This is a genomic window from Pseudoalteromonas sp. S3178, assembly GCF_005886985.1.
GTDB lineage: Bacteria > Pseudomonadota > Gammaproteobacteria > Enterobacterales > Alteromonadaceae > Pseudoalteromonas > Pseudoalteromonas carrageenovora.
Genome location: NZ_PNCW01000024.1, coordinates 93,296 through 114,859, shown reverse-complemented (window position 1 = coordinate 114,859; position 21,564 = coordinate 93,296). Strand labels below are relative to the sequence as shown.

General features: G+C 38.8%; 20 protein-coding genes and 3 pseudogenes. 3 read left to right on the top strand and 20 right to left on the bottom strand.

Annotated elements, in window-relative coordinates:
• Positions 1 to 78: 78 nt before the first annotated feature.
• The 4 genes from CWC11_RS06815 to CWC11_RS06800 all read right to left on the bottom strand — a co-directional run bounded on the left by CWC11_RS06815 (position 79) and on the right by CWC11_RS06800 (position 2,800).
• Positions 79 to 882 carry a hypothetical protein gene (locus CWC11_RS06815; protein WP_138682095.1) on the bottom strand — a complete coding sequence of 268 codons (804 nt, stop codon included), beginning with the start codon at positions 880 to 882 and terminating at the stop codon, positions 79 to 81.
• Between the two features lie 129 nt (positions 883 to 1,011).
• Entirely contained in the window at positions 1,012 to 1,464 is a 453-nt protein-coding gene (locus CWC11_RS06810; protein WP_138682094.1) for a hypothetical protein, read from the bottom strand.
• A gap of 14 nt (positions 1,465 to 1,478) precedes the next feature.
• Complete coding sequence (locus CWC11_RS06805) at positions 1,479 to 1,766, bottom strand: hypothetical protein (protein ID WP_249330680.1); 288 nt, start codon at positions 1,764 to 1,766, stop codon at positions 1,479 to 1,481.
• A gap of 20 nt (positions 1,767 to 1,786) precedes the next feature.
• Positions 1,787 to 2,800: a DUF5924 family protein gene (locus tag CWC11_RS06800; protein WP_138682093.1), complete on the bottom strand. Its 1,014-nt coding sequence runs from the start codon at positions 2,798 to 2,800 to the stop codon at positions 1,787 to 1,789.
• Between the two features lie 442 nt (positions 2,801 to 3,242).
• On the opposite strand from CWC11_RS06800, the gene CWC11_RS06795 reads away from it, so the two are divergent.
• Entirely contained in the window at positions 3,243 to 4,217 is a 975-nt protein-coding gene (locus tag CWC11_RS06795; protein WP_138682092.1) for a DUF1852 domain-containing protein, read from the top strand.
• Positions 4,218 to 4,247: 30 nt separating this feature from the next.
• Positions 4,248 to 5,291 (top strand): methionine synthase, encoded by a 1,044-nt coding sequence (locus tag CWC11_RS06790; protein ID WP_138682091.1) that lies wholly within the window; start codon positions 4,248 to 4,250, stop codon positions 5,289 to 5,291.
• Between the two features lie 120 nt (positions 5,292 to 5,411).
• Here CWC11_RS06790 and CWC11_RS06785 read toward each other — a convergent pair whose 3' ends face one another.
• The 9 genes and pseudogenes from CWC11_RS06785 to CWC11_RS06745 all read right to left on the bottom strand — a co-directional run bounded on the left by CWC11_RS06785 (position 5,412) and on the right by CWC11_RS06745 (position 12,330).
• On the bottom strand, positions 5,412 to 6,215 hold the full coding sequence (locus CWC11_RS06785; RefSeq protein WP_138682090.1) for a Stf0 family sulfotransferase: 804 nt from the start codon (positions 6,213 to 6,215) through the stop codon (positions 5,412 to 5,414).
• Between the two features lie 284 nt (positions 6,216 to 6,499).
• A complete protein-coding gene (locus CWC11_RS06780; protein ID WP_138682089.1) occupies positions 6,500 to 6,916 on the bottom strand; it encodes a retropepsin-like aspartic protease in 417 nt (138 codons plus the stop codon).
• Positions 6,917 to 7,047: 131 nt separating this feature from the next.
• A complete protein-coding gene (locus CWC11_RS23595; protein WP_249330682.1) occupies positions 7,048 to 7,278 on the bottom strand; it encodes an EAL domain-containing protein in 231 nt (76 codons plus the stop codon).
• A gap of 47 nt (positions 7,279 to 7,325) precedes the next feature.
• Positions 7,326 to 7,590, bottom strand: a pseudogene (locus CWC11_RS23590) (transposase); the annotation flags it as partial.
• Between the two features lie 118 nt (positions 7,591 to 7,708).
• Positions 7,709 to 8,866 carry a DUF547 domain-containing protein gene (locus CWC11_RS06765; RefSeq protein ID WP_138682088.1) on the bottom strand — a complete coding sequence of 386 codons (1,158 nt, stop codon included), beginning with the start codon at positions 8,864 to 8,866 and terminating at the stop codon, positions 7,709 to 7,711.
• A 512-nt stretch (positions 8,867 to 9,378) separates the two neighbouring features.
• A pseudogene (locus tag CWC11_RS06760) lies at positions 9,379 to 10,424 on the bottom strand (transposase).
• Between the two features lie 113 nt (positions 10,425 to 10,537).
• Positions 10,538 to 10,702: pseudogene (locus CWC11_RS06755) on the bottom strand (transposase); the annotation flags it as partial.
• Positions 10,703 to 10,783: 81 nt separating this feature from the next.
• On the bottom strand, positions 10,784 to 11,020 hold the full coding sequence (locus CWC11_RS06750) for a DUF3144 domain-containing protein (RefSeq protein ID WP_138682087.1): 237 nt from the start codon (positions 11,018 to 11,020) through the stop codon (positions 10,784 to 10,786).
• A gap of 113 nt (positions 11,021 to 11,133) precedes the next feature.
• A complete protein-coding gene (locus CWC11_RS06745) occupies positions 11,134 to 12,330 on the bottom strand; it encodes a DUF3800 domain-containing protein (protein ID WP_138682086.1) in 1,197 nt (398 codons plus the stop codon).
• A gap of 246 nt (positions 12,331 to 12,576) precedes the next feature.
• Between CWC11_RS06745 and CWC11_RS06740 the strand changes: the two genes are divergently transcribed.
• Positions 12,577 to 13,539 carry an integron integrase gene (locus CWC11_RS06740; protein WP_138682085.1) on the top strand — a complete coding sequence of 321 codons (963 nt, stop codon included), beginning with the start codon at positions 12,577 to 12,579 and terminating at the stop codon, positions 13,537 to 13,539.
• Positions 13,540 to 13,613: 74 nt separating this feature from the next.
• Here CWC11_RS06740 and CWC11_RS06735 read toward each other — a convergent pair whose 3' ends face one another.
• The 7 genes from CWC11_RS06735 to CWC11_RS06705 form a co-directional block, all read right to left on the bottom strand.
• On the bottom strand, positions 13,614 to 14,384 hold the full coding sequence (locus CWC11_RS06735) for an SDR family oxidoreductase (RefSeq protein ID WP_138682084.1): 771 nt from the start codon (positions 14,382 to 14,384) through the stop codon (positions 13,614 to 13,616).
• A gap of 9 nt (positions 14,385 to 14,393) precedes the next feature.
• Positions 14,394 to 15,293, bottom strand: coding sequence for a 3-hydroxyisobutyrate dehydrogenase (gene mmsB, locus CWC11_RS06730; RefSeq protein WP_138682083.1), 900 nt, complete (start codon positions 15,291 to 15,293; stop codon positions 14,394 to 14,396).
• A gap of 10 nt (positions 15,294 to 15,303) precedes the next feature.
• Positions 15,304 to 16,455, bottom strand: a complete 1,152-nt coding sequence (locus CWC11_RS06725; RefSeq protein WP_138682082.1) for an enoyl-CoA hydratase/isomerase family protein — start codon at positions 16,453 to 16,455, stop codon at positions 15,304 to 15,306.
• Complete coding sequence (locus CWC11_RS06720; protein ID WP_138682081.1) at positions 16,455 to 17,240, bottom strand: enoyl-CoA hydratase; 786 nt, start codon at positions 17,238 to 17,240, stop codon at positions 16,455 to 16,457. Before CWC11_RS06720 ends, CWC11_RS06725 begins: the two co-directional genes overlap by 1 nt.
• Positions 17,241 to 17,250: 10 nt before the next feature.
• Positions 17,251 to 18,408 carry an acyl-CoA dehydrogenase family protein gene (locus CWC11_RS06715; RefSeq protein WP_138682080.1) on the bottom strand — a complete coding sequence of 386 codons (1,158 nt, stop codon included), beginning with the start codon at positions 18,406 to 18,408 and terminating at the stop codon, positions 17,251 to 17,253.
• A 140-nt stretch (positions 18,409 to 18,548) separates the two neighbouring features.
• Positions 18,549 to 20,039 (bottom strand): CoA-acylating methylmalonate-semialdehyde dehydrogenase, encoded by a 1,491-nt coding sequence (locus CWC11_RS06710; protein ID WP_138682079.1) that lies wholly within the window; start codon positions 20,037 to 20,039, stop codon positions 18,549 to 18,551.
• 101 nt (positions 20,040 to 20,140) lie between these two features.
• On the bottom strand, positions 20,141 to 21,322 hold the full coding sequence (locus CWC11_RS06705) for a thiolase family protein (RefSeq protein ID WP_138682078.1): 1,182 nt from the start codon (positions 21,320 to 21,322) through the stop codon (positions 20,141 to 20,143).
• Positions 21,323 to 21,564: the final 242 nt, after the last annotated feature.

The following is a 21,564-nucleotide window of genomic DNA, read 5'->3' as shown; positions in this document are numbered from 1 at the left end:
CTTGTCTGAACTAATACACTTAATTTTAAAGGAAGCTTATTTATAAGCAGCACAATCGTTTTATTGTGCTGCTAACTTTCAACGATATTGATAGCTAAGACCAATACCAGCCCACAACAAATTTTTTAATGTTTGATCACCTACAAAGCGCTCAGCGTTTTTATTGATTGCCATGGTGTAACTACTATATGCGTATACTTCAAGCTGCTTAATAACTTGATACGACACATTAGCGGTAAGCTTAAAATTGTTTATACCATTATGGCCGTCACTTACATAACCTGCGTTAAACCCAACCCCCGTTTGAAGATCAATGCTGACAGCTTCATTTATCTCGTAGCCTTTACTAATTGCAAGCTCAATAAATGTACCTTGAGAATCAAACGAATAATATGCGCTGCTAGTGATCTGAATTTTATCATCGTAAAAGTACGAAAAATCTAAGCTAACCTCATTGTCATGATCATTAGAGGCATTTTCACGTGATCTTAAATGGTTATAACCAATAAACATATCAACGGTATTAAATAACTGAGTTGCGTAAATCGCATTTAAGTTAAACTCGGTATAATCGCTATCAACACCCCTTGCAAGCCACGGAATAATAGCTATTGCATTATAATTAAATTCAGATGCGATTGAGACAATGCCTTTGCCCGCTAAATTGTCACGGCCCTCACTGATATATCTACTTTCCCAAAGTGGATGCACGTGAAAATCAACACCGTCATCAATATACGCTGTACTAGCCTCATCGAGCTTAATATTTCCGCCAACACCTAATTCAGGCTCAAGTGCAGGTACGTCTTGGGTCTGCGCTTTAACTAAAAAAGATGCACAAAGCATAGCTGTAAGCAAAGTACTCAATAGCGTTTTATTCATTTATATAACACCTAAAGCGAAAAAATATACGCGTAAAAAATAGTCGCACATAGTATTGCCCATTATAAAAATGAGCAATAAAAATAAGCTATTTGTGGTTAATAATTTGAGTATAAGAGTTAGGGGAAATTAGCGTTGATACATTTGCGTTCGCCATAATTTAAGGGTGCCAAATAAATAAAATAACCCATAAATGCAGCAAATAATCGAGCTTATAATCCAAAATTTAATAGAGTTGTGGTGAATTATTTGGCTTGTAGTTAAAAAAGGAATGATTAATCCCGCAATACCGCGCACTAAATAAATAGTGGTGATTAATACCAAGGCAGTTTTTAATAGTGGCAGTTTTAAGATAACGCCTGCACCAGAGAGCGCATATAAGCCCCAAATAGCAATAATAACTGCAATAGCTAAAGTTACATAAGTTGGATAGGTACTTCCCTGCTCTGCCAGTTGAGCCATTTGTTCACCAGCACCAAAAAAGCGATACCAGTCAGGCCCGCCAAAAATACACGCTACATGTAAAAGCGAGGCTATAAAGCTCAAAGCACTCGCTGCAATCAAAAATCTATTTTGTTTCATGTGGTTTGTATAAGTTAGTGGCTCATGTAAGCAATAAAGCCAATTAACAGAACATAAAAGCTAAACCCGAGTAAACAAATTAAGTAAACATCTTTGGCTTTATTCGCCTTAAACGATACATAATCGGTAATTTCGCTTTTAAACTTACCAAAGGTAACTATTTTCAAAATAGCGCAACCTGTTGAGTAAATTAAAAAACCTAAAATAGTCTCTATCATTAACCAAATAAACACATCAAATGCCAAACTCATAACGTTCATCCATTGAACACTGTAAAAATAGCCTATCAAATATTTATTCATTTACAAATCTATTACTATAATTAAGATGTAACAATAAATTTGGTTAGACCTATTAACTGCCCTGATTCTGTTACTACCTTTACTTGCCACTTACCCGTTGCATCACTTGGGAAGTTTACTTTGTGTGTCCACGCTCTATAACCTTGCTCACGCCCGCCATTAATATTTAGGGTAATTCTATCGACTTCTTTTTTATTATGTATCCACACATGAAGTATTTTTTCGTTTAAACCCCGTGGTGCTTTAACCGCAGTCCAGCTGTATAAACCTTCACGGTGTAAGGTGTGTAAATCAAGCGTTTTAATACTACCTACAGGCTTTTTATGTTGTAAGTCGACTTCGTGCGCTAACGTAATATCGGTTAATCTAAGGGCTGCCGGTGGCACAAAGCTGCGTAACTGCCAAACGCTGGCACTAAAAGCACATAAAATTAAAACTAAAATAGGAAAACGCCACCAGCGTGCATTAGGCATTAAGTTGTTTAAACTTGGCAAGGTAACAATAACACCCGTAATTAGTGCAATTACCAAACTTTGGGTAGTCGTCAGGTTTAATAAAATGGGCAGTGTTACAAGCAATACTACAAATAATGCAAAGTTATGAAACACGCTAAATAGTGTCCGATTTCTAGCTAATTTTTTGTAATAAAGCGGGTCGATAACCGACACTACGGCACACAAAACAATAAGGGATGTAAAAATTGCTTGTGGATGATCCCACTGCGTAACCGCTAAAAAAAAGGGTAACGCAAAAAACAAGCTCTCTTGTTGCACCATTTGCAGTGCAAAACGCATTACGTTAGGCGATACCGCTACACCAAACCTCTCTTCTACTTTTTCGCGCAGCCAATTATCTATAATTAGCCAAAGCCAGCTTATCAATAACACAATAGCAATAACCTGCGAAAACGACTCCTTCCTGTCAACCATGACATAGCTTGCTACACCAGAGCAAAACGCCATCACAGCTAATAACCCAGGGCGCTTTTGCATTGCACTTATAAACTGGGTGATAAGGTTTTTTAATTTGTTCATCTATTTACTTATGCGTACACAATGTACTTTATTATTAAGAAGTTAGTAAACGAGTGTAACTAAGTGTAGATGAACAACAGATAGATAACCTGACTTTTTACACATTACATAGTTTATAAAACAGAGCCCTGAATATTACTCATACCGAACATGAAATTACCGCAACAAAACCATCTAGACATCTAAACCGCTATAAATACTAACCCTATCAGCTAACTTACATACCTGATTTCAGCCTATCTTAGGTGCGAGCGCTAAGCCATATTTTATAAATGAATCAATCTCATGTTTTATGTGAAATTATACCGTTTTTATTTAAGGCACAATTTACGTATAAATTACCCATCGAACAGCGCTTAGCTAGCCTCTACTTTATAGCTAAGCAGCAGCCACTTTTAAAAACAATGGCTTTGCCTTTAAATAAAAATTGGATACCAACATCATGAGTAAAAACTTAACCTTTAATATTAAAAGTCAGCGCCTTGATGAGCACTATACGCCATCAACAAATACTCGTATTACAACTAACTTTGCAAACTTAGCTCGTGGCGAGCACCGTCAATCTAACTTGCGCAAAGCACTTAACATGATCAATAACCGCTTTAATACGCTAGCTAATTGGGATAACCCAACGGCAGATCGTTATTCAATCGAACTCGAAATTATTTCTGTAGATATTGGCTTAGATGAAAATAGCCAAAGCTTTCCATCAATAGAAATTCTTAAAACCAACATAGTAGATAACAAAACAAACAAATGCATAGAAGGCATTGTTGGTAACAACTTTTCGTCTTACGTTCGTGACTACGACTTTAGCGTGCTACTACAGCAACACAATAAAGATAAACCACAGTTTAGTATTCCTGATAATTTTGGTGAGTTGCATGGTAAGTTGTTTCAATCGTTCGTGAACTCAAGTACATACAAGCAAAACTTTAAAAAGCCACCGGTAATATGCCTAAGTGTGTCTGATAACAAAACTTATCACCGAACAGCAAACGAGCACCCTATTTTAGGTATTGAGTACCAACCAAACGAATCTTCGCTAACAGAGCAATACTTTAAGAAAATGGGCTTACAGGTTCGCTACTTTATGCCTGCAAATAGCGCTGCGCCTTTTGCCTTGTTTTTCTTTGGGGATTTACTTAACGACTACACCAACCTTGAGCTAATAAGCACTATTAGCACCATGGAAACGTTTCAAAAAATTTATCGCCCAGAAATTTACAACGCAAATGCTACGGCTGGTAAAGCTTACAAACCTAATTTAAAAAATGCTGACCATTCACTCACACAAATTATTTACGATAGAGATGAGCGCAGTAAATTAGCTGCAGAGCAAGGTAAGTTTGCAGAAGAGCACTTTATAAAACCATACCAATCGGCGCTTGAGCAATTTACAACGGTAAACATCTAAATTTAATTAAATTATACGGTATCACTTATTATGAAAACTTTATTACCTACATCTACAGCAGGCAGTTTACCAAAGCCATTATGGCTTGCAGAGCCAGAAACTCTTTGGTCCCCTTGGAAATTAAAAGCAAATGAATTAATCCAAGGTAAACACGACGCCTTACGCTTATCATTATTCGACCAGCAGCAAGCAGGCATTGATATAGTAAGCGATGGTGAGCAAACACGTCAGCATTTTGTAACTACATTTATAGAGCACCTTAACGGTGTTGATTTTGAAAAACGTAAAACGGTAAAAATACGTGACCGTTACGATGCCAGTGTACCAAGCGTAGTGGGCCCTGTTAGCCGCCAAAAACCCGTGTTTGTAGAAGACGCTAAGTTTTTACGTTCGCAAACTAACCAACCTATTAAATGGGCGTTACCTGGCCCAATGACCATGATAGACACACTGTATGACGACCATTACAAAAGCCGCGAAAAACTAGCGTGGGAATTTGCCAAAATACTAAACCAAGAAGCCAAAGAGCTAGAAGCCGCTGGCGTTGATATTATCCAATTTGATGAGCCCGCGTTTAATGTGTTTTTTGATGAAGTAAACGATTGGGGCATTGCCTGTTTAGAGCGCGCAATTGAAGGGCTAAAATGCGAAACCGCAGTACATATTTGTTACGGCTACGGCATAAAGGCCAACACCGATTGGAAAAAAACACTCGGCAGTGAATGGCGTCAGTACGAAGAAGCTTTTCCTAAATTACAGCAATCGAATATTGATATTATCTCACTAGAGTGTCACAACTCGCATGTACCGATGGATTTACTAGAACTCATTCGCGGTAAAAAAGTAATGGTGGGTGCTATTGATGTTGCCAGCAATGAAATAGAAACACCAGAAGAGGTAGCCGCCACTTTACGCAAAGCCCTACAGTTTGTAGATGCTGATAAACTCTACCCTTGTACAAACTGCGGCATGGCTCCGCTTTCTCATAAAGTCGCAAATGGTAAGCTCAATGCACTAACTAAAGGTGCTGAAATAGTAAGAAAAGAGCTGTTAAAACAAAATAGTAATATTTAAATCAAAATTGATCCATTGTGTTTAAAGCGAGTAATAAACACAATGGATAAACTAATAACTTAGATATGTGGTTACTTTAAAAAGTATTGAATAGCCTAACTAATTAATCAAATTACAAGATTATGAAAACGTTTTCTTAATCTTTTTCTTAATCTTTTTAATTAATTTAGGTTTTTGCTCGGGAATTAACTGGCTTGATAAATTAAATTCAGAGCAAAAACGATCTGCCCACTCTTCATTTAACTTATTACTTTGTTTACTTGTAACCTGATCTTTAGGAATATCTTCGCTGTTAACGCTGATCCCCATAAAGTCAGCAATCTCAGAAATAGTATTATTTAAGTTGTTCTTAACATTATCAAAGTTCATTTCTATATATTTACAATCACTAGCTGCTAAAGCATATCGCCAAGAAGAATTGTTTTTTATAATATTTTTAAGACTTTCATCAATACTTGAATAATCATATTCAGGGTTTTCTGTCACAGGTTGCTGCCCAGAAATCCACACTCCAGTTTGACTGGCAATTGATAAAGAGACTGCTTGGTTTAATACGTTTTCCCTCGTTAATAAAACATAATATGCATCTGGAAAATATTTAACTAAATTCTCAAACCCACCAAACTGTTCAATATGTTGATAGTGGAGTTTAATTCCAAAAACCCCATTTGGTGATGTTCTTCTTTGCTGAAGTTCATCAATGACTTCAAAAAAATCATCTATCTGTAATTTTTCTTTCCATTTATTTAGGTTTGCAGGGTTTGCATATTCCAAAGGAAAACCGAACGAATTGGTATTATGTAATGCATGGCCAAGCATATGACTTCCACAACGCTCTGTAGAAGCGATAATCAAAACCTTAGATGGCTTAGAAACTCTTGGGTAATCATGCTTTTCTAAAAATTGTTCCTTATACAAGTGCATAAACATATCCTTTGTTATTTAGTAAAAATAGTAATAAAGCATTAAAAATTCTACACGTATAAATTATGCTTGTAAATATAGAAAATTTTACTAAACCAACCATGCAAGCTTAAACAATTGATATTTAAGAATATAAAAAGTTCAAAAAACACACAAACAATAGGATATTAACTTTATTTCTGTCTAAGCTCTTTAATTTAAAAGTTATACAACCTTCCACTAAGTTAAAGAATAATTGTGTACGTATTTAAAATTTAATTAATTTATATTTCATTTAAGTATAACTAGCTCTTTAAAAGCTCAAGCGTATGATTCTCAAAATCTATAACGCCTTTGTGCTGAATAAAAAAAGGCGAGCCAAGTAAACCATGTACACCCTCTTCTCCACCTGCAACTTGCACATGGTCAAGATTTAACGATACAAAGCTCGGGTTTTTATATACATCGCCAGCTAATTCAATTTCTGAAACCTCAATATTTCCCATTACATGCTCAGATGTACCTAAACCCGCCGCATTTTCATCACTTAGTGTTTCTATAATGTTTAAATCATTAAGGCAGGCTTTATCTAAAACACACGAGCCTGCGGCTGTATCTAAAATTAAGCGCAAAGGCTTGCCATTAATTTTAGCATTAACAATTTGGTGCCCTGTTTCTGACATTTCAAATTTAATGATTGCTTTTTTATTTACTTGATTCATATACATTCCTTGTTTTCTAATTAGATTTAAAATAGATGCAAATTACTAAAGTACCCACGCTGCACTAACACTAACCAACAATACAACATAACTTGTAACCTATTGTTTAATAATCATATCAGGTTGTTTATTTAAGATTTAAGTAACGCGCAAAAATCATCCCAAGATAGTGGCCGCGATAAATAGTAGCCTTGCGCCCAATCACAACCGAGTTCTTTGAGGTAAGTCATTTGTGATTCGGTTTCAACACCTTCAGCAATCACTCTAAGATCGTAAAGCTTGGCCAAACTTTGGATGATCATCACCATTTTGTTACGTGCCTCGCGCTCTGAAAAAAGATCATTTACGAATGAGCGATCTATTTTTAAGCAATGAGCTGGGTAATGTATTAATTGATTAAATGTCCATTAGCTTTTTTATCATCTACATACAGCACTAAATGGGTGTGATTACTCATTACGGCATAAGCACACACGTCAATACAAAATACCTTAGCTAATTCAAGTAACTTATCTTCAACCCTCTCTCTGCGATGCTCGTAAGATTGACCAGTAAAACTGGTCTTCGCTACATAAAAATGCACGTCACACGCAACGTGAAATACAGTGATAGTATTTTGTATCAACCAAACTTATGTGACGTTTCTTGCAATAGCCATAAGAAACTCTGCTTATTTTTCACACTAAAAAAAGCTAGCCTCTAATTGAGTAAAGTACAAAATTTAAGGTTGGTGCCTTGTTTGTTTTGTTTTTTTTCTCATCATACTGAGCTACTGTTCATACATTGTAAATTTTAGTTTTCACCTTGTAATTCTAGGTCTGTTATCGTTACGGATGTCTCACCGTAATTCTTAGCTCTTACTTTCATTAACTCCTTTAACCTGGTTATTTCTCTAGGTGAAAGTCTGAACTTTCCACCTGTGTTCGCGTCTTTAGTGACTTTATCGGTCAATGCATAATTTCTTGAAATTCCTATTGATGCTGCTGAGTTAGTAGACATGGCCCCACCAAAGACTCTTTTACTTCCAAATAGATCAGTAATTGCCCAATTATTTATAATGGGTTCAATTTTATCCGACTTATTTATTATTTCTTGGGTTGTTTCATCAGCAAATTGCAACAGATGAAGTTTGAGGTCATTGCTAAAATTAGGAAAATAATCAGCATTCCTAGCATAATAACTAGAGACCTCTAAACTATTTAGAGAATCAATGTTTGTACCTCTATTCGAATTGACAAAATCTGTTGCATTATTTTTTAATAATTTATATACATTTTTACCTGAAAAAGCTTTTTTATTGATATTTGGGCTGCCGATATAACCTTGATATAATCCATAAATTATTAAAGGTTCTTTTCTATAGTTTTTATCTAAAATCCCATACTGTATGTCACTGAGACTCAACTGAAGACTACCAATATTTACTAGCTTTTTATCCAATAGTGAGTCAGGACCAGTTAATATTTTTTCTAAATTAACTATTGGATACCGCTTAACAATTTCGTTAATTAAAGTAATATTATAAAGATTAAGCCAATAGGCCAATTGCTCTTGTTTTGAATATAAATTAAGGTTGTTTTTCTCGGGCAATGATTCTAAATATTTTTTAACATCATTGACTAAACTTTTTTGTTTAGGAGATTTTATCAACTCATATGTGAATCTGTTACTTTCATTATGGGTAGCTCTAGGGAAAACATTTCTTAACTTAGTACCTATTGGAGGTACCTCAAGTTTAGCATTTATTCTTCTAGATGGCCCCATATCAAGAACATTCGATTCTAATAATATGTTCACAGGTTCAAAGTTTATTGTTAACTTAGATTTAGGTGAATAACCGCTAAATTGAGGGTAGGCTTTATCTTCAGCGAGAAGATATTTTGGGGCACTTAAAAGCAAGAACAAACAGCTAAACTTGATCAATAAACTAACTAATTTAAATAAACTCATAAAAAATCCTTATTTTGAGTAGAATAGCTCACATTCTTCATGAGCAACATAACGAGTCTGTAGATTAACTCGTTTTTATTTATTTTTATTGATAAACAAACCATAGCTGAGTTCCTATATTCGTTCAATTGATTACTGTAATTTTACGCAGAATATAAAAAAGTGTTTGATATTGTTTTAATTGGCGTTTTGGAAGGGGTTGCGGCTGGTTGAGTAGCTTTAATTTAGGGTAAAAGGGCTTCCCCTCCTTAATGCATCGTGTTTTGCAACTTTTCTATTTTATGAACAAGGCAATACAGTTGCCACACAAAGTAACCAAACTTGACACCCATTTTAATTTAACAAACAAAACTGTGCACTAAGTTTGCCAATCACGTTCAAAATTTATCTTTTATTCTTGGGCCACTTTCATTTCATCTAATAAATAAGTTATTGGCGTTATTAAACCTGAATTACACGCATGAAAATAACTGCAAAATTTCAGTTTTAACTTTTACTGAGTGGTTTTTGATTTATGCGAGTAGCTTTTCGCAGTTGCTAATATTTGAACGCCGTTTGCGCTTTAAATTTTCACAGTAACTTATTTGTGAAGTGGGTCTGCCTACTGCACCATAAAATACGCGTGTAAATTGTGTGGTGAGTTTTAACCAGTTTTCTGGGGATATATTAAGCCTTTCTAGCAAAAGTAGGGGCATGTTATCAATATGCCCGCGTTTATCCTCTCGTATTATTCGTCCTGTTAGCTCAACGAGTTCAAGGTACGATTTAAGCTCAAATGGGAGCCCTTTAGGCATAACTTGACGTGGCATACCTGCAAATCGGAGTAACTGCTTAGGTTGTTTACCAACTGCCGCGCTTGTAATTCGATTTTGCACACTGGTATGGTCTGACTCTTCTGGTATGTTAGCCATTTTAGCTCTTATAGGGTTTAAATCTACATACGCCATACACGCTGCAAGTGCGGCTTCATCTAATAATGTTTGAGATTTGAACCTACCTTCCCACAAAGTTGTATGGAACAACTTTGAACGCCTTAAGCGGCCCGAAGGGTGAGCGCCATGGATGGCAGCGAATAAAATCGTCCTGTGCAGTTATCTTCTTTATTTGCTCTGCGCGCAATGTCTTCATTTAATAGCCGCATAAACCAGCTGATACTCGCTAGGCGTTCGCGGTATTGTATAACCGTTTGATTGAAAAAGATGAGTTCAACTTTACTTAGCTTTTCACCTTGTGCATATTTTTGCGTAAGTACGGTGCCTTTACAGAGTTTATGCCAGCGAATAACAATCGCTTTATCATTCAGCCTATTTGCTTTCTTATCATCTACATACAGTACTAAATGGGTGTGATTACTCATTACGGCATAAGCACATATATCAATACAAAATACTTTAGCTAATTCAAGCAACTTATCTTCAATCCACCCTCGTCGATGCTCGTAAGATTGACCAGTAAAACGGTCTTCCCCACATAAAAATGCACGACGAACACACCGTGAAATACAGTGATAGTATTTTGTATCAACCAAACTTACTTGACGCTTTCTTGCGATTGCCATAAGACACTCTGCTTATTTTTTGCACTAACCAAAACGTAGTCTTTTATTTTGAAAAGAGCAAAATTTAGGGTGGGTGTCTTGTTAATTTCTGGATGGATGTCTTGTTAATTTTCCTCTCTATACTCTTTTCGCCAACGACTAAGCATTAACGGATGAATATCTAGCGCCTCGGCAACGTCCTTTGACATGACATCGTCTCGTAAGCTTAGTTCGACTGCTTTGATTTTGAAATTAACGGGGTAAAACCATATCTTTCTAGGTTGGGTATATCTAGGCATTTTAGCCTCCTCAAAGTGATGAGGAGGTGTCCACTAAAACGGGTGAAGAGCAACGTCCATATTGATGCGTTTGTTATATGTTTATTTACTAGAATAATGCTCAATTGAGTTCCTAAGCATATCCTCATACATTTCAATATACTCAGCAATATTAGCTTCTAGGTTTTTTGCAGAGGATTTATCAAGAATACTCTGGGCATTGTAGCAAGCTGTTGCAAATAACATTGATGAGCTAGCTTGAGGCATTGAAGTTTCAGCTTCAATTTCAATTGCCTTTTCTAAGTACTGATCTACTACTTCTTCAAACTTTTCATCCATGCTCGAAACATTCCTTAAACATATAACGCCTCGTTAAGAGGCAAAAAATTGTTGGCTAAAATTAGCGACGAAGGAGCAAAAGCCAACTGTTTTTTGTCCTTTTAAACGACTTGTTAACTGGTTGCTACTTCAGGGTTAGGAGTGGCTTTTGCAAGATAACTTGGAATATGATTAGCAGCATTTAAACCACCGTCATGAACCGTACCTAAGTCTTTTGGATCAACATCAGGTGTTGGCCAAATTTTATTATGACCGATAAACCTATCAAGATTTAATTTATTAAGCTCAACAAATAAATATTCTTCTGTTTCACCTTTCAATAAGCCTGTAGCCCAATGCGTAAAGGAGCTTATAATGATATCAGCTATTTGTAATTGAAGGTGATCGTGAGAGCTTTCAAACTTTAATGACTTACCTTTCAACGGTAAGCCAAATTTTCGCCTATCATATCCATATTCTATTGTCTCTTGCGTCCAATCCATGAATTGTGCAAACAATAATTTTTGTTGTTCAACAGTATGGGAGTCATCATGGATCAAATGAAATCCTCTAGGGAATGACTGTGCCCATTGCACACATTGTGCGAAAAGAGCTGGTATTGAAGGGTCTAGAGTCGTTTTATCAATATTAGCTAAAGCTCCATCTATATAACCTTCAGTTTCCAGTATTTGATCAATCGAAGATTTAAAACTCTCTTGTGAAGATGACTCTTTTACTTCTGTAACTGAGGAATAAAAGACTGAAATACTTTCTGGTGTTCTTTCCTTAATCATTAGAACAAATTTACGATACATTTCTGTGACTTTAGCTTCGTCACAGAAGGATTCTAAACAATAGAAAAGCATGTTCGAAAGAGCAATATTTTGACCATTAAGATATAAGTCTTCACCACGCATATGGAGCATATGTTCTATTAACGTATCCACAATTTTTGACGTGATCATAAATCGTTTATGAAATATATTAACTTTAATATTGTCTGGGTTGATTAGTGCATGTTTCATAAGACGAATTATTCCGTCTTGTCCGGGCTTTCTTCTTTTTAACCTTTTGAAATGAATTTCATGTTCAGATTGGCTTCCCACTAAATCACTTAGTAGTTGTGCTTCCTTTTCAGTAAAACTACAACTAGCTAGAGAGAATACAGGCTGATTTTCATCTAATAGGTTTGAGCCTGTGTTTCCTGATTCATCAAGGTAAATAGTTGCAATAGTATTCATCTTAACTCTCAGTCTCTCAGCTTTTTGATTAGCAACTTTAACTTTTAAAGCTTTCTTTTTGGCTCTTTTTTGCTGACTATTTCGACTCATACCAATCCTTGTGATAACCAGTTAACAATTTTGTCTACGACATTTGTCGTTTTATAAACCGACAAATGTCCATATATTACAATGCATTTATCTTAACCATCAAATAAACGCCTGTAAACAATTAGTTAACTAAGAGTTATTTTTAGTCTGTGCGAAAATGCACCAAAATGGTGGAGATCAGTAATATTGGACAAAACAACAAGCACTGTCTATATATACAGTTACCTTTCACTAAGGATTCATATCATGAAATCACCTTTTTTAGCTATGATAGCCGAACAAATGTATCTAAAGCGTTATGCTAAAAGTACCATTAAAGCGTATTTATACTGGATAGCTTCGTTTATTCGTTTTAACTCTATGAGGCACCCAACAACGATGGGAGATAATGAGGTCGAAGTTTTTTTAAATCACTTAGTCAACCAACAAAATGTTGCTCCTAACACTCAAACACAAGCCTTAAATGCGTTGAGCTTTTTATTTAAAGAAGTGATTAAAAAGCCACTCTCATTATCATTAGGTTTTATTAAGAGCAAACGAGCAACTAAACTACCGGTAGTTTTAACGCAGCAAGAAATAAATAATTTTTTTAAAGTGTGCTCTGCAAAGCATTATTTACCCTGTGGATTACTTTATGGCAGTGGTATGCGATTAATGGAGGTACTACGTTTACGGGTACACGATATTGACTTTGACTATAACTGCATCCGAATTTGGGATGGCAAAGGAGGCAAAAATCGTGTTGTAACCCTTGCCGTAGAGCTCACACCGCAATTACGTTCTCAGATACAATTAGTTGATAGTTATCTACAATTAGATCTTAAAAACCCTTTGTATAGCGGTGCGTACATGCCGCATTTGTTACGTAAAAAATATCCAAATCATAATAAGCAGCTGGGCTGGCAATATTTATTTTCATCACATAAATTAAGTCTTGATCCCGAGAGTAAACAATTAAGGCGCCATCATATTGATGAAAAGCAATTACAACGCGCTGTTAAAAAAGCCGCTTTTGATGCAAATATAAATAAACATGTTACCCCACATACTTTGCGCCACTCATTTGCTACGCACTTGCTGCAAAGCGGCGCTGATATACGTACAGTACAAACACAACTAGGACACAGCGATGTACGTACTACGCAAATATATACCCATGTACTACAACAAGGTGCTAACGGGGTTGTTAGCCCTTTTTCAAGATTATAAACTTCCCTATTCAAAACAAAAAAGCACAGCCCACAAGCGCCATGCTTTTTAAATCAACCTTAATTCAGTTCGGTTTACAAACGAATACCGCCGTCTATTTCAACCACGCGGCCGGTGAAAAAGTCGTTTTCGATTATGTATTGTGCAGTATGGGCAATTTCGTCGCTTTCGCCTAAGCGCCCTACGGGTGTGACTGCAAGCATACGTTGTTTGGCTTCGGGTTTCATGGCGTCGGTCATGGCGGTGCTTATTACACCTGGTGCAATAGCGCCTACGCGTATACCAAAGCGGCCAAGTTCTTTAGCCCATGTGGTGGTAAGTGCCACTACGCCTGCTTTTGATGCCGCGTAGTTTGTTTGGCCTATGTTACCTGCGCGCGCTACGCTCGACATATTCACAATTACGCCGCCTTTGCCTGATTCAATCATGTGGCTTGCCGCTTCGCGCCCTGATAAAAATACGCCAGTGAGATTTACATCAATCACTGATTGAAATTGCTCAAGGGACATTTTTTTAACCACTTTGCCGTCTTTGGCTTTAATAAACATGCCGTCGCGTAAAATACCGGCGTTGTTTATAAGCACACCAATGTGGCCAAAATCGCTATTAATGGTATTAAATACGTTTTCTACTTCGCTCTCATTTGTTACGTTTGCAGCGTAGCCTTTAATAGTGCCAGATACACCTTCCAGTTGTGTTAGTTTCTCGCACGCTGTGTTTAATAACTCTTGCGCCATATCTATAAGTGCAATGTTAGCGCCCATAAGTGCAAACTTTTGCGCCATTGCAAAGCCTAAGCCTTGTGCGCCACCGGTTATTACTACCGTGTTATTTTTAATTTCCACGCCTTGCTCCTACTTAGAAAACAGTTTAAAAATGGCACTAAAATCATCACTGCCTGCACCTTGGTGCTGAAGCATAGTGTATAAGTTTTTAGCCATTGACCCCATTGGGGTTGATGAATTACTTTGCTGCGCAGCTTCCATGGCAAGGCCTAAATCTTTAGCCATTAAATTGACCATAAAGCCTGGTTTATAATCGTTACTAGCAGGTGCGGTATCCATTACACCTGGACACGGGTTGTATAGCTCAAGCGTCCAGTTACGGCCAGAACTTGCGGTCATTATGTCGCTAAGTACTTTTGCATCTAGGCCGTTATTTATGCCCATTTGTAGTGCTTCGCTGGTGCCTGCCATTAAAATACTTAACAGCATGTTGTTACATATTTTGGCAACTTGCCCTGCGCCAATATCGCCTGCATGGAATATGTTTTTACCCATATCACTGAGTATTGGCTGTGCTGTATTAAACGCGGCTTTACTACCACCAACTATAAACGTAAGCGTGCCAGCCGCTGCGCCTGCAACGCCGCCCGATACTGGTGCATCTACAAAGCTAATGCCCTGCTCGCCAAGTGCGCTACCAACCACTCGGGCCGACTCTGCATCTATTGTTGAGCAATCAATAATTAGGGTATTTTTGCTCAGCACGTTAATTAAGCCGCTGTCGTCGTTATTACCTAAGTAGAGCGATTTAACATGCTTGCTTGCTGGTAACATACTAATAAGTATATCGGCATTGGTTGCACATGCTTTTGCATTTTCAGCTGCGTGTGCACCTTTGCTTACAAGTTCATTTAAGACCGACTGGTTTAAATCGAATGCCGTAACACTGTGGCCGGCTTTAATTAAGTTAGCCGCCATTGGGCCGCCCATATTACCTAAGCCGATAAAACCAATATTGAGTTTAGTCATCGTCTTTCCTTTATGTGTGTGATGGCGTGTGTAAGCCATTTAGTGGGTGGTTTTTGCCAAAACGATTAGCAAAAAAGCTCTCTATTATTGTTTGTGGTACATCGCTCAGTGTTTTGTATTGCCAATTTGGCGCGCCGTCTTTATCTATTAATAACGCTCTTACGCCTTCTTGAAATTCACCAACTTCGCCAGCGCGTACAGACATACCCAGCTCCATTTTAAAACACGCTAATAAGCTTTGGCCTTTACTGGCTTTTAATTGTTCACTAACCAGTGCACAACTTAGTGGGCAGCCATGCTTAAGTGACTTTTGAGCACGTTGCAGCCATTTATCGTCAGTAGTTAGGCCTAAAATATAATCAACCTGTTCTTGTAGTGTATTAAATTCAGCTAATTTTTGAATGGTTGCTAAGTTAGCTTTAATATTACCTTTTGGCATACGGGCAGATTGGTTATCTAAATCGGTTAATAATTTAGTTAAACGCTCATGATTTAAGCTTGCAGTTTTGCCCCACTTAGCAGCTAAAATTTGCGCTAGCATGTCATCATATTTAGTGCTGTCGATAAAGTGATCGGCAAGCGATACAAAGCGCGCATCTTCACAATTAATAGAAGCCGACGTTAACCCTAAAAATAGCCCTACACTGTGTGGCATTTTATGTAAAAAGTAACTGCCCCCTACATCTGGGTATAAGCCTATGGTTTGCTCTGGCATGGCAATGCGCGACGTTTCGGTTACTACGCGGTGGCTAGCACCTGCCATTAGGCCTAAACCGCCCCCCATTACTATGCCGTTACCCCAAACAAGGATTGGTTTATCAAAGGTATGAATAAGGTAATCAAGTTTGTACTCAAGAGTAAAAAACTCTTCAACTAGGCTTGTGGGTTTACCTTGCGCCATTGCATGATGAAGGCTAACTACATCGCCACCAGCACAAAACGCTTTATCGCCTGCGCCTTTTAACAACACCATTGCGATTGCATCATCGTCTTGCCAAGCGCGCAGCTGCGGCTCTAGTAATTTGATCATGTCAAAATTAAGTGCGTTTAATGCTTTTGGTACGTTGAGTGTAATAACCCCAATTAAGCTGCCGTTTGCTGCAGTTGCCGTTTCAAATAGCACGGGGTCGTCTGCATTATTTAATAACGTTAAGTTACTCATTAGCCGTTTACCCAATTAGCACGACGTTTTTCTAAAAAGGCATTTACACCCTCTTGTTGATCTTGTGTATCAAATAAACCAACAAACAATTCACGCTCAAGTGGTAATACGCTTGCCATAGGTTGATGGCGCCCTTTTTGAATTAATGTTTTACATGCAGAAACAGAGCTTGGGCTTTGTTCGCTTACTTGGTTGGCAAGTTTTAACGCCGCTGCAAAACTTTCACCTTGTGGTACTACTTCTTCTACTAAGCCAATTTGCAGGGCTTTATCGGCTTTTAAGCGCTCGCCGCATAAAATCATGCGTTTTGCCCAGCCTTCACCTACAAGCCATGCTAAATTTTGTGTTCCACCAGCACACGGTAACAAACCCACTTTTGCCTCTGGCAGTGCCATTTGTGCTTGCTCTTCTGCTATGCGTATATCACAGGCAAGGGCAACTTCTAGCCCGCCGCCCATGGCATAACCATTAATGGCCGCAACCGACACCCCTGTAAAATTAGTTAGTGCTTCAAATGCTTCACCAAAAACACGCGACATATCAGCGGCAACGCCTTTATCGCCACTGGCAAATACGTTCAAATCGGCACCGGCGCTAAAAAACTTTTCGCCTTCGCCAGTAAGCACTAAGGCATAAATATTTTTGTTATTGTTTAGCTCGTTAACTTTATTTTTTAAATCTATTAGGGTGTCTTTTGTCCAGGTATTAGCTGGCGGGTTAGACATAGTTAAAATTGCAACATGGCCTTCGGTTGTTAGCTCAATACTCGGCTTTGATTGTGACATAACTTGCTCCTTATAAAACGTCGCTTGCAGATTCAGCTAAAATACGGCGCGCTATAATTACGCGCATAATTTCGTTAGTGCCTTCTAAAATTTGATGAACGCGCACATCACGTACATGGCGCTCAAGCGGGTATTCTTTTATGTAACCGTAACCACCATGAATTTGCAGTGCATCGTTACACACGGTAAAGCCAACGTCCGTCGCAAAGCGTTTAGCCATGGCGCAGTAAGTCGTTTTTTCGCAATCACCGGTATCAAGTTTAAATGCCGCAAGCCTTACCATTTGGCGCGCAGCTACAAGTTCGGTATTCATATCTGCAATTTTAAATTGCAAAGCCTGAAACGCAGCCAGTGGCTTACCAAATTGAGTGCGCTCTTTTAAGTACTCTTTTGCCGTGTTTAGCGCGGCTTGTGCTGTACCAATTGAGCACGTTGCAATATTAATGCGCCCGCCATCTAAGCCTTGCATTGCAAATTTAAAGCCTTCACCTTCTTTACCTAATAAGTTATGCGCAGGTATGCGCACATCTTCAAAACTAATTAAGCGTGTTGGTTGTGCGTTCCAACCCATTTTTTCTTCTGCTTTTCCGTACTCAACACCTTGTGCATCGGCCGGTACTACAAATGCCGAAATACCCGCTGCGCCTTCGCCACCAGTGCGAGCCATTACCACTAATACTTCGGTTTCGCCCGCACCCGATATAAACATTTTTGAGCCGTTAATAACGTACTCATCCCCCTCAAGTACGGCTTTTGTTTTTAGTGATGCCGCATCTGAGCCTGAGCCCGGCTCTGTTAAACAATAAGAGGCAAGTAGCTCGCCCATTACTAATTGCTCTACGTATGTGTCTTTAACTGCGTCGGTACCAAAACTTGCCACCATCCACGTCGCCATATTATGAATAGTTAACATGGCCGTTGTAGCAGTACAGCCCATAGCAAGCTGCTCAAATATAATGCTTGAATCTAAACGTGATAACCCAAGGCCGCCGGCTTCCTCTGGCGTGTATAAACCACAAAAACCAAGCTCGCCTGCGGCTTTAATCGTATCTTTAGGAAAAATATGCTCGCGATCCCACTTTGCTGCATGTGGGGCAAGTTCTGATTCGGCAAATTGGCGTGCAGTTCCTGCAAAGGCTTGTTGATCTTCTGATAAGTTAAAGTCCATGTTAGACCTCTTTAATTGTGTGTTGTTAGTGTGCCCTATTGGGATAGGTGTGAAGAGCGGCAAGGCTGATGTGTGTGTTCTAGTTGCTTGTCAGCGAGTTTAGCCTTTGCGCTCTTCTTTATTATTATTTTTGAGTGTGTTTATTTTAAATTAATGCTCATATTTGGACCTGAAGCGATGTCGTCTTCAAACCAGCGTGAGGTAATGGTTTTAGTTTCGGTGTAAAAACGTATGCCTTGCTTACCGTAGGTGTGCGTATCGCCGTAAAACGAGCCTTTCCAACCTGTAAACGAGAAAAACGGCAGCGGCACCGGAATGGGCACATTAATACCCACTTGCCCTACTTCTATTTCGTGTTGGAATTTACGAGCAACAGCACCGCTTGAAGTAAATAGTGATGTACCGTTACCGTATGGGCTGTCGTTAATAAGGGCAATTGCCTCTTCTAGCGTATCTACAAACATACAGGCAAGCACAGGACCAAAAATTTCTTCTTTGTATAAATCCATCTCTTTTGTCACGTCGGTAAATAGCGTTGGGCCAACCCAGTTACCTTGCTCGTAGCCTTCTACAGTAAAGTGTGAACCATCTATTAAACAAGTTGCGCCTTGCTCTTTACCGCTTGCTATAAGCGATAAAATACGCTCTTTTGCGGCTTTTGATGTTTGTGGGCCATAGGCTGCGTTTTTATCATCCCATACGCCTGGGCGTACGTTTTCAAAGCCTGCTTTTATTTCATCTACCCACTCGCTTGCTTGGCCTACAAACACAGCAACCGAAATACCCATACAGCGCTGGCCTGCAGCACCAACCGATGCGCCAACAAGGTTATTTACAACATGCGATTTACTCGCATCTGGCATTATAACCATGTGATTTTTAGCCCCCACACACGCTTGTACGCGTTTAAGGTTTTGTGTGCCTTTAGAATAAATGTACGCACCTACGCCACACGAACCTACAAACGAAATAGCACGTACTGCTTTATCTTCTAGTAGGCGGTCTACTTGTGGTTTTGTGCCGTGTACAACTTGTAATACACCTTTTGGTGCGCCGGCTTCAATAAATAGCTCTGCTAAACGCATAGGTGTAAGTGGGTCTTGCTCAGACGGTTTTAAAATAAAGGTGTTACCACACACAATAGCTAGCGGAAACATCCAAAGTGGGATCATCGCCGGAAAGTTAAACGGAGTAACACCCGCACAAACACCAAGGGGCTGCATGTAAGAGTAGGTATCTATTTTACGGGCAACGTTTTCCATTGTTTCGCCCATCATTAATGATGGTGCATTAGCTGCTTGCTCTACTACTTCAATACCACGCCAAACATCGCCTTTTGCATCTTCAAAAGTTTTACCTAGTTCATGGCAAATAATGGTTGCAAGCTCATCGTGGTGGTCTTTTAATAGCGCCGCGTATTTCATCATAATACGGGCACGCTCAGTAATGGGTACGTCTTTCCACGTTTTAAATGTTTCTGAGGCTGAGGCAATAGCGGCATCCATTTCTGAGTCGGTAGTACATGGAACTTGCGCAAGTACTTCTTGATTTGCGGGGTTAATTACATCAATAAGCTCTTTAGAAGCCGACTGAACAAATTCGCCATTTATAAGTAGTGGAACTTGGTGCATGTGTAAATCCTATTGTGAGTGTGTTCTTTTAAAATGGCACCGTTTTGTTATTAGTATGAGTACGGTGCATTTTAGTTGCTGTTAGTTAATTAACTGCTTTGTTAGTAAGCCTCTACCGCCATGGCTACGGCTTCGCCGCCACCAATACATAAAGACGCAATTCCTTTTTTAAGGCCACGGTTTTTAAGTGCATGAATCAGAGTTACTAAAATTCGCGCGCCGCTGGCACCAATTGGGTGGCCAAGTGCACACGCGCCACCATTTACATTTACTTTGCTCTCATCAAGCTTTAATTCGTTAATGGCAAGCATAGTTACCATGGCAAACGCTTCGTTAATTTCCCAAAGGTCAACATCAGTGGTTGCCCAGCCTGCTTTTTCAAGCACGCTGTTCATTGCGCCTACAGGTGCTACCGTAAATTCACTTGGTTTTTGAGAGTGCGTACTGTGCGCTACAATTTTACAAAGCGGTGTTAAGCCTTGCTCTTTTGCTTTTGATTCGCTCATTAATATAAGTGCTGCACCACCATCAGAAATTGACGATGAATTAGCCGCCGTAATGGTGCCGTCTTTTTTAAAGGCTGCGCGAAGGCTAGGAATTTTTTCTGGGCGGGCATTACCCGGCTGCTCGTCAATCGATACGGTTACATCGCCTTTACGGGTTTTGATGGTGTGCGGGGCAATTTCGTTCTCAAAGCTGCCGTTTTCAATTGCAGTATTAGCTTTACTTAACGAGCCTAGTGCAAATGCATCCATTTGCTCACGGCCAATACCATATTCATCGGCTGTGTCTTGTGCAAAACAGCCCATTGCTTTGTTATCGTAAGCATCTTCTAGGCCGTCGCTCATCATGTGATCTTTAATTTCACCGTGGCCCATACGCATACCACCACGAGCCTTAGGTATAAAGTAAGGTGCATTACTCATGCTTTCCATACCGCCGGCAATTGCACTGCTAATTGAGCCCGCTTTAATTAAGTCGTTTGCTAGCATGGCTGCTTTTAAACCAGAACCACATACTTTATTAATGGTGGTGGCACCGGTACCCAGAGCAAGGCCTGCTTTTAACATGGCTTGGCGAGCTGGCGCTTGGCCAAGACCCGCTGGCAAAACACAGCCCATAATTACTTCATCTATTGCATCATTAGCTAAACCAGTTTGTGCAAGTGCACTTGCAATGGCGGTAGCGCCAAGCTCGGTAGATTGTGCATCGGTTAATGCGCCCATAAAGCCGCCCATAGGCGTGCGCTTAGCTGCTACAATTACCACTGATTCTAAAGTCATAACTAACTCCGTTGTATTTTTATGCAAATAGTTGTTAGAATATTTGCTCTATTAATTTAGTGTTCATTTATTATTTAATACCCATACACAATACTAACGTTTACGCTAACGTCAACTAAAAAACGCTTAATTTTTAGTTTTAAAAGTGTAAGGTTTATTTTCCAGCAGTACGGTTAATCAACATAAATAAAAATAAACCACTGAATATTAATAATTAAATTTAACATTTCACGCCAACACTC

What these genes read in the sequence shown, in the direction of transcription:
- CWC11_RS06800 (WP_138682093.1), bottom strand. Translation starts at nt 2,800, where the DNA reads ATGAACAAATTAAAAAACCTTATCACCCAGTTTATAAGTGCAATGCAA.
- CWC11_RS06785 (WP_138682090.1), bottom strand. Translation starts at nt 6,215, where the DNA reads ATGCACTTGTATAAGGAACAATTTTTAGAAAAGCATGATTACCCAAGA.
- CWC11_RS06750 (WP_138682087.1), bottom strand. Translation starts at nt 11,020, where the DNA reads ATGGATGAAAAGTTTGAAGAAGTAGTAGATCAGTACTTAGAAAAGGCA.
- CWC11_RS06815 (WP_138682095.1), bottom strand. Translation starts at nt 882, where the DNA reads ATGAATAAAACGCTATTGAGTACTTTGCTTACAGCTATGCTTTGTGCA.
- CWC11_RS06790 (WP_138682091.1), top strand. Translation starts at nt 4,248, where the DNA reads ATGAAAACTTTATTACCTACATCTACAGCAGGCAGTTTACCAAAGCCA.
- CWC11_RS06710 (WP_138682079.1), bottom strand. Translation starts at nt 20,039, where the DNA reads ATGCACCAAGTTCCACTACTTATAAATGGCGAATTTGTTCAGTCGGCT.
- CWC11_RS06810 (WP_138682094.1), bottom strand. Translation starts at nt 1,464, where the DNA reads ATGAAACAAAATAGATTTTTGATTGCAGCGAGTGCTTTGAGCTTTATA.
- CWC11_RS06795 (WP_138682092.1), top strand. Translation starts at nt 3,243, where the DNA reads ATGAGTAAAAACTTAACCTTTAATATTAAAAGTCAGCGCCTTGATGAG.
- CWC11_RS06765 (WP_138682088.1), bottom strand. Translation starts at nt 8,866, where the DNA reads ATGAGTTTATTTAAATTAGTTAGTTTATTGATCAAGTTTAGCTGTTTG.
- CWC11_RS06805 (WP_249330680.1), bottom strand. Translation starts at nt 1,766, where the DNA reads ATGAATAAATATTTGATAGGCTATTTTTACAGTGTTCAATGGATGAAC.
- CWC11_RS06720 (WP_138682081.1), bottom strand. Translation starts at nt 17,240, where the DNA reads ATGTCACAATCAAAGCCGAGTATTGAGCTAACAACCGAAGGCCATGTT.
- CWC11_RS06740 (WP_138682085.1), top strand. Translation starts at nt 12,577, where the DNA reads ATGAAATCACCTTTTTTAGCTATGATAGCCGAACAAATGTATCTAAAG.
- CWC11_RS06705 (WP_138682078.1), bottom strand. Translation starts at nt 21,322, where the DNA reads ATGACTTTAGAATCAGTGGTAATTGTAGCAGCTAAGCGCACGCCTATG.
- CWC11_RS06715 (WP_138682080.1), bottom strand. Translation starts at nt 18,408, where the DNA reads ATGGACTTTAACTTATCAGAAGATCAACAAGCCTTTGCAGGAACTGCA.
- CWC11_RS06780 (WP_138682089.1), bottom strand. Translation starts at nt 6,916, where the DNA reads ATGAATCAAGTAAATAAAAAAGCAATCATTAAATTTGAAATGTCAGAA.
- CWC11_RS06725 (WP_138682082.1), bottom strand. Translation starts at nt 16,455, where the DNA reads ATGAGTAACTTAACGTTATTAAATAATGCAGACGACCCCGTGCTATTT.
- CWC11_RS06745 (WP_138682086.1), bottom strand. Translation starts at nt 12,330, where the DNA reads ATGAGTCGAAATAGTCAGCAAAAAAGAGCCAAAAAGAAAGCTTTAAAA.
- mmsB (WP_138682083.1), bottom strand. Translation starts at nt 15,293, where the DNA reads ATGACTAAACTCAATATTGGTTTTATCGGCTTAGGTAATATGGGCGGC.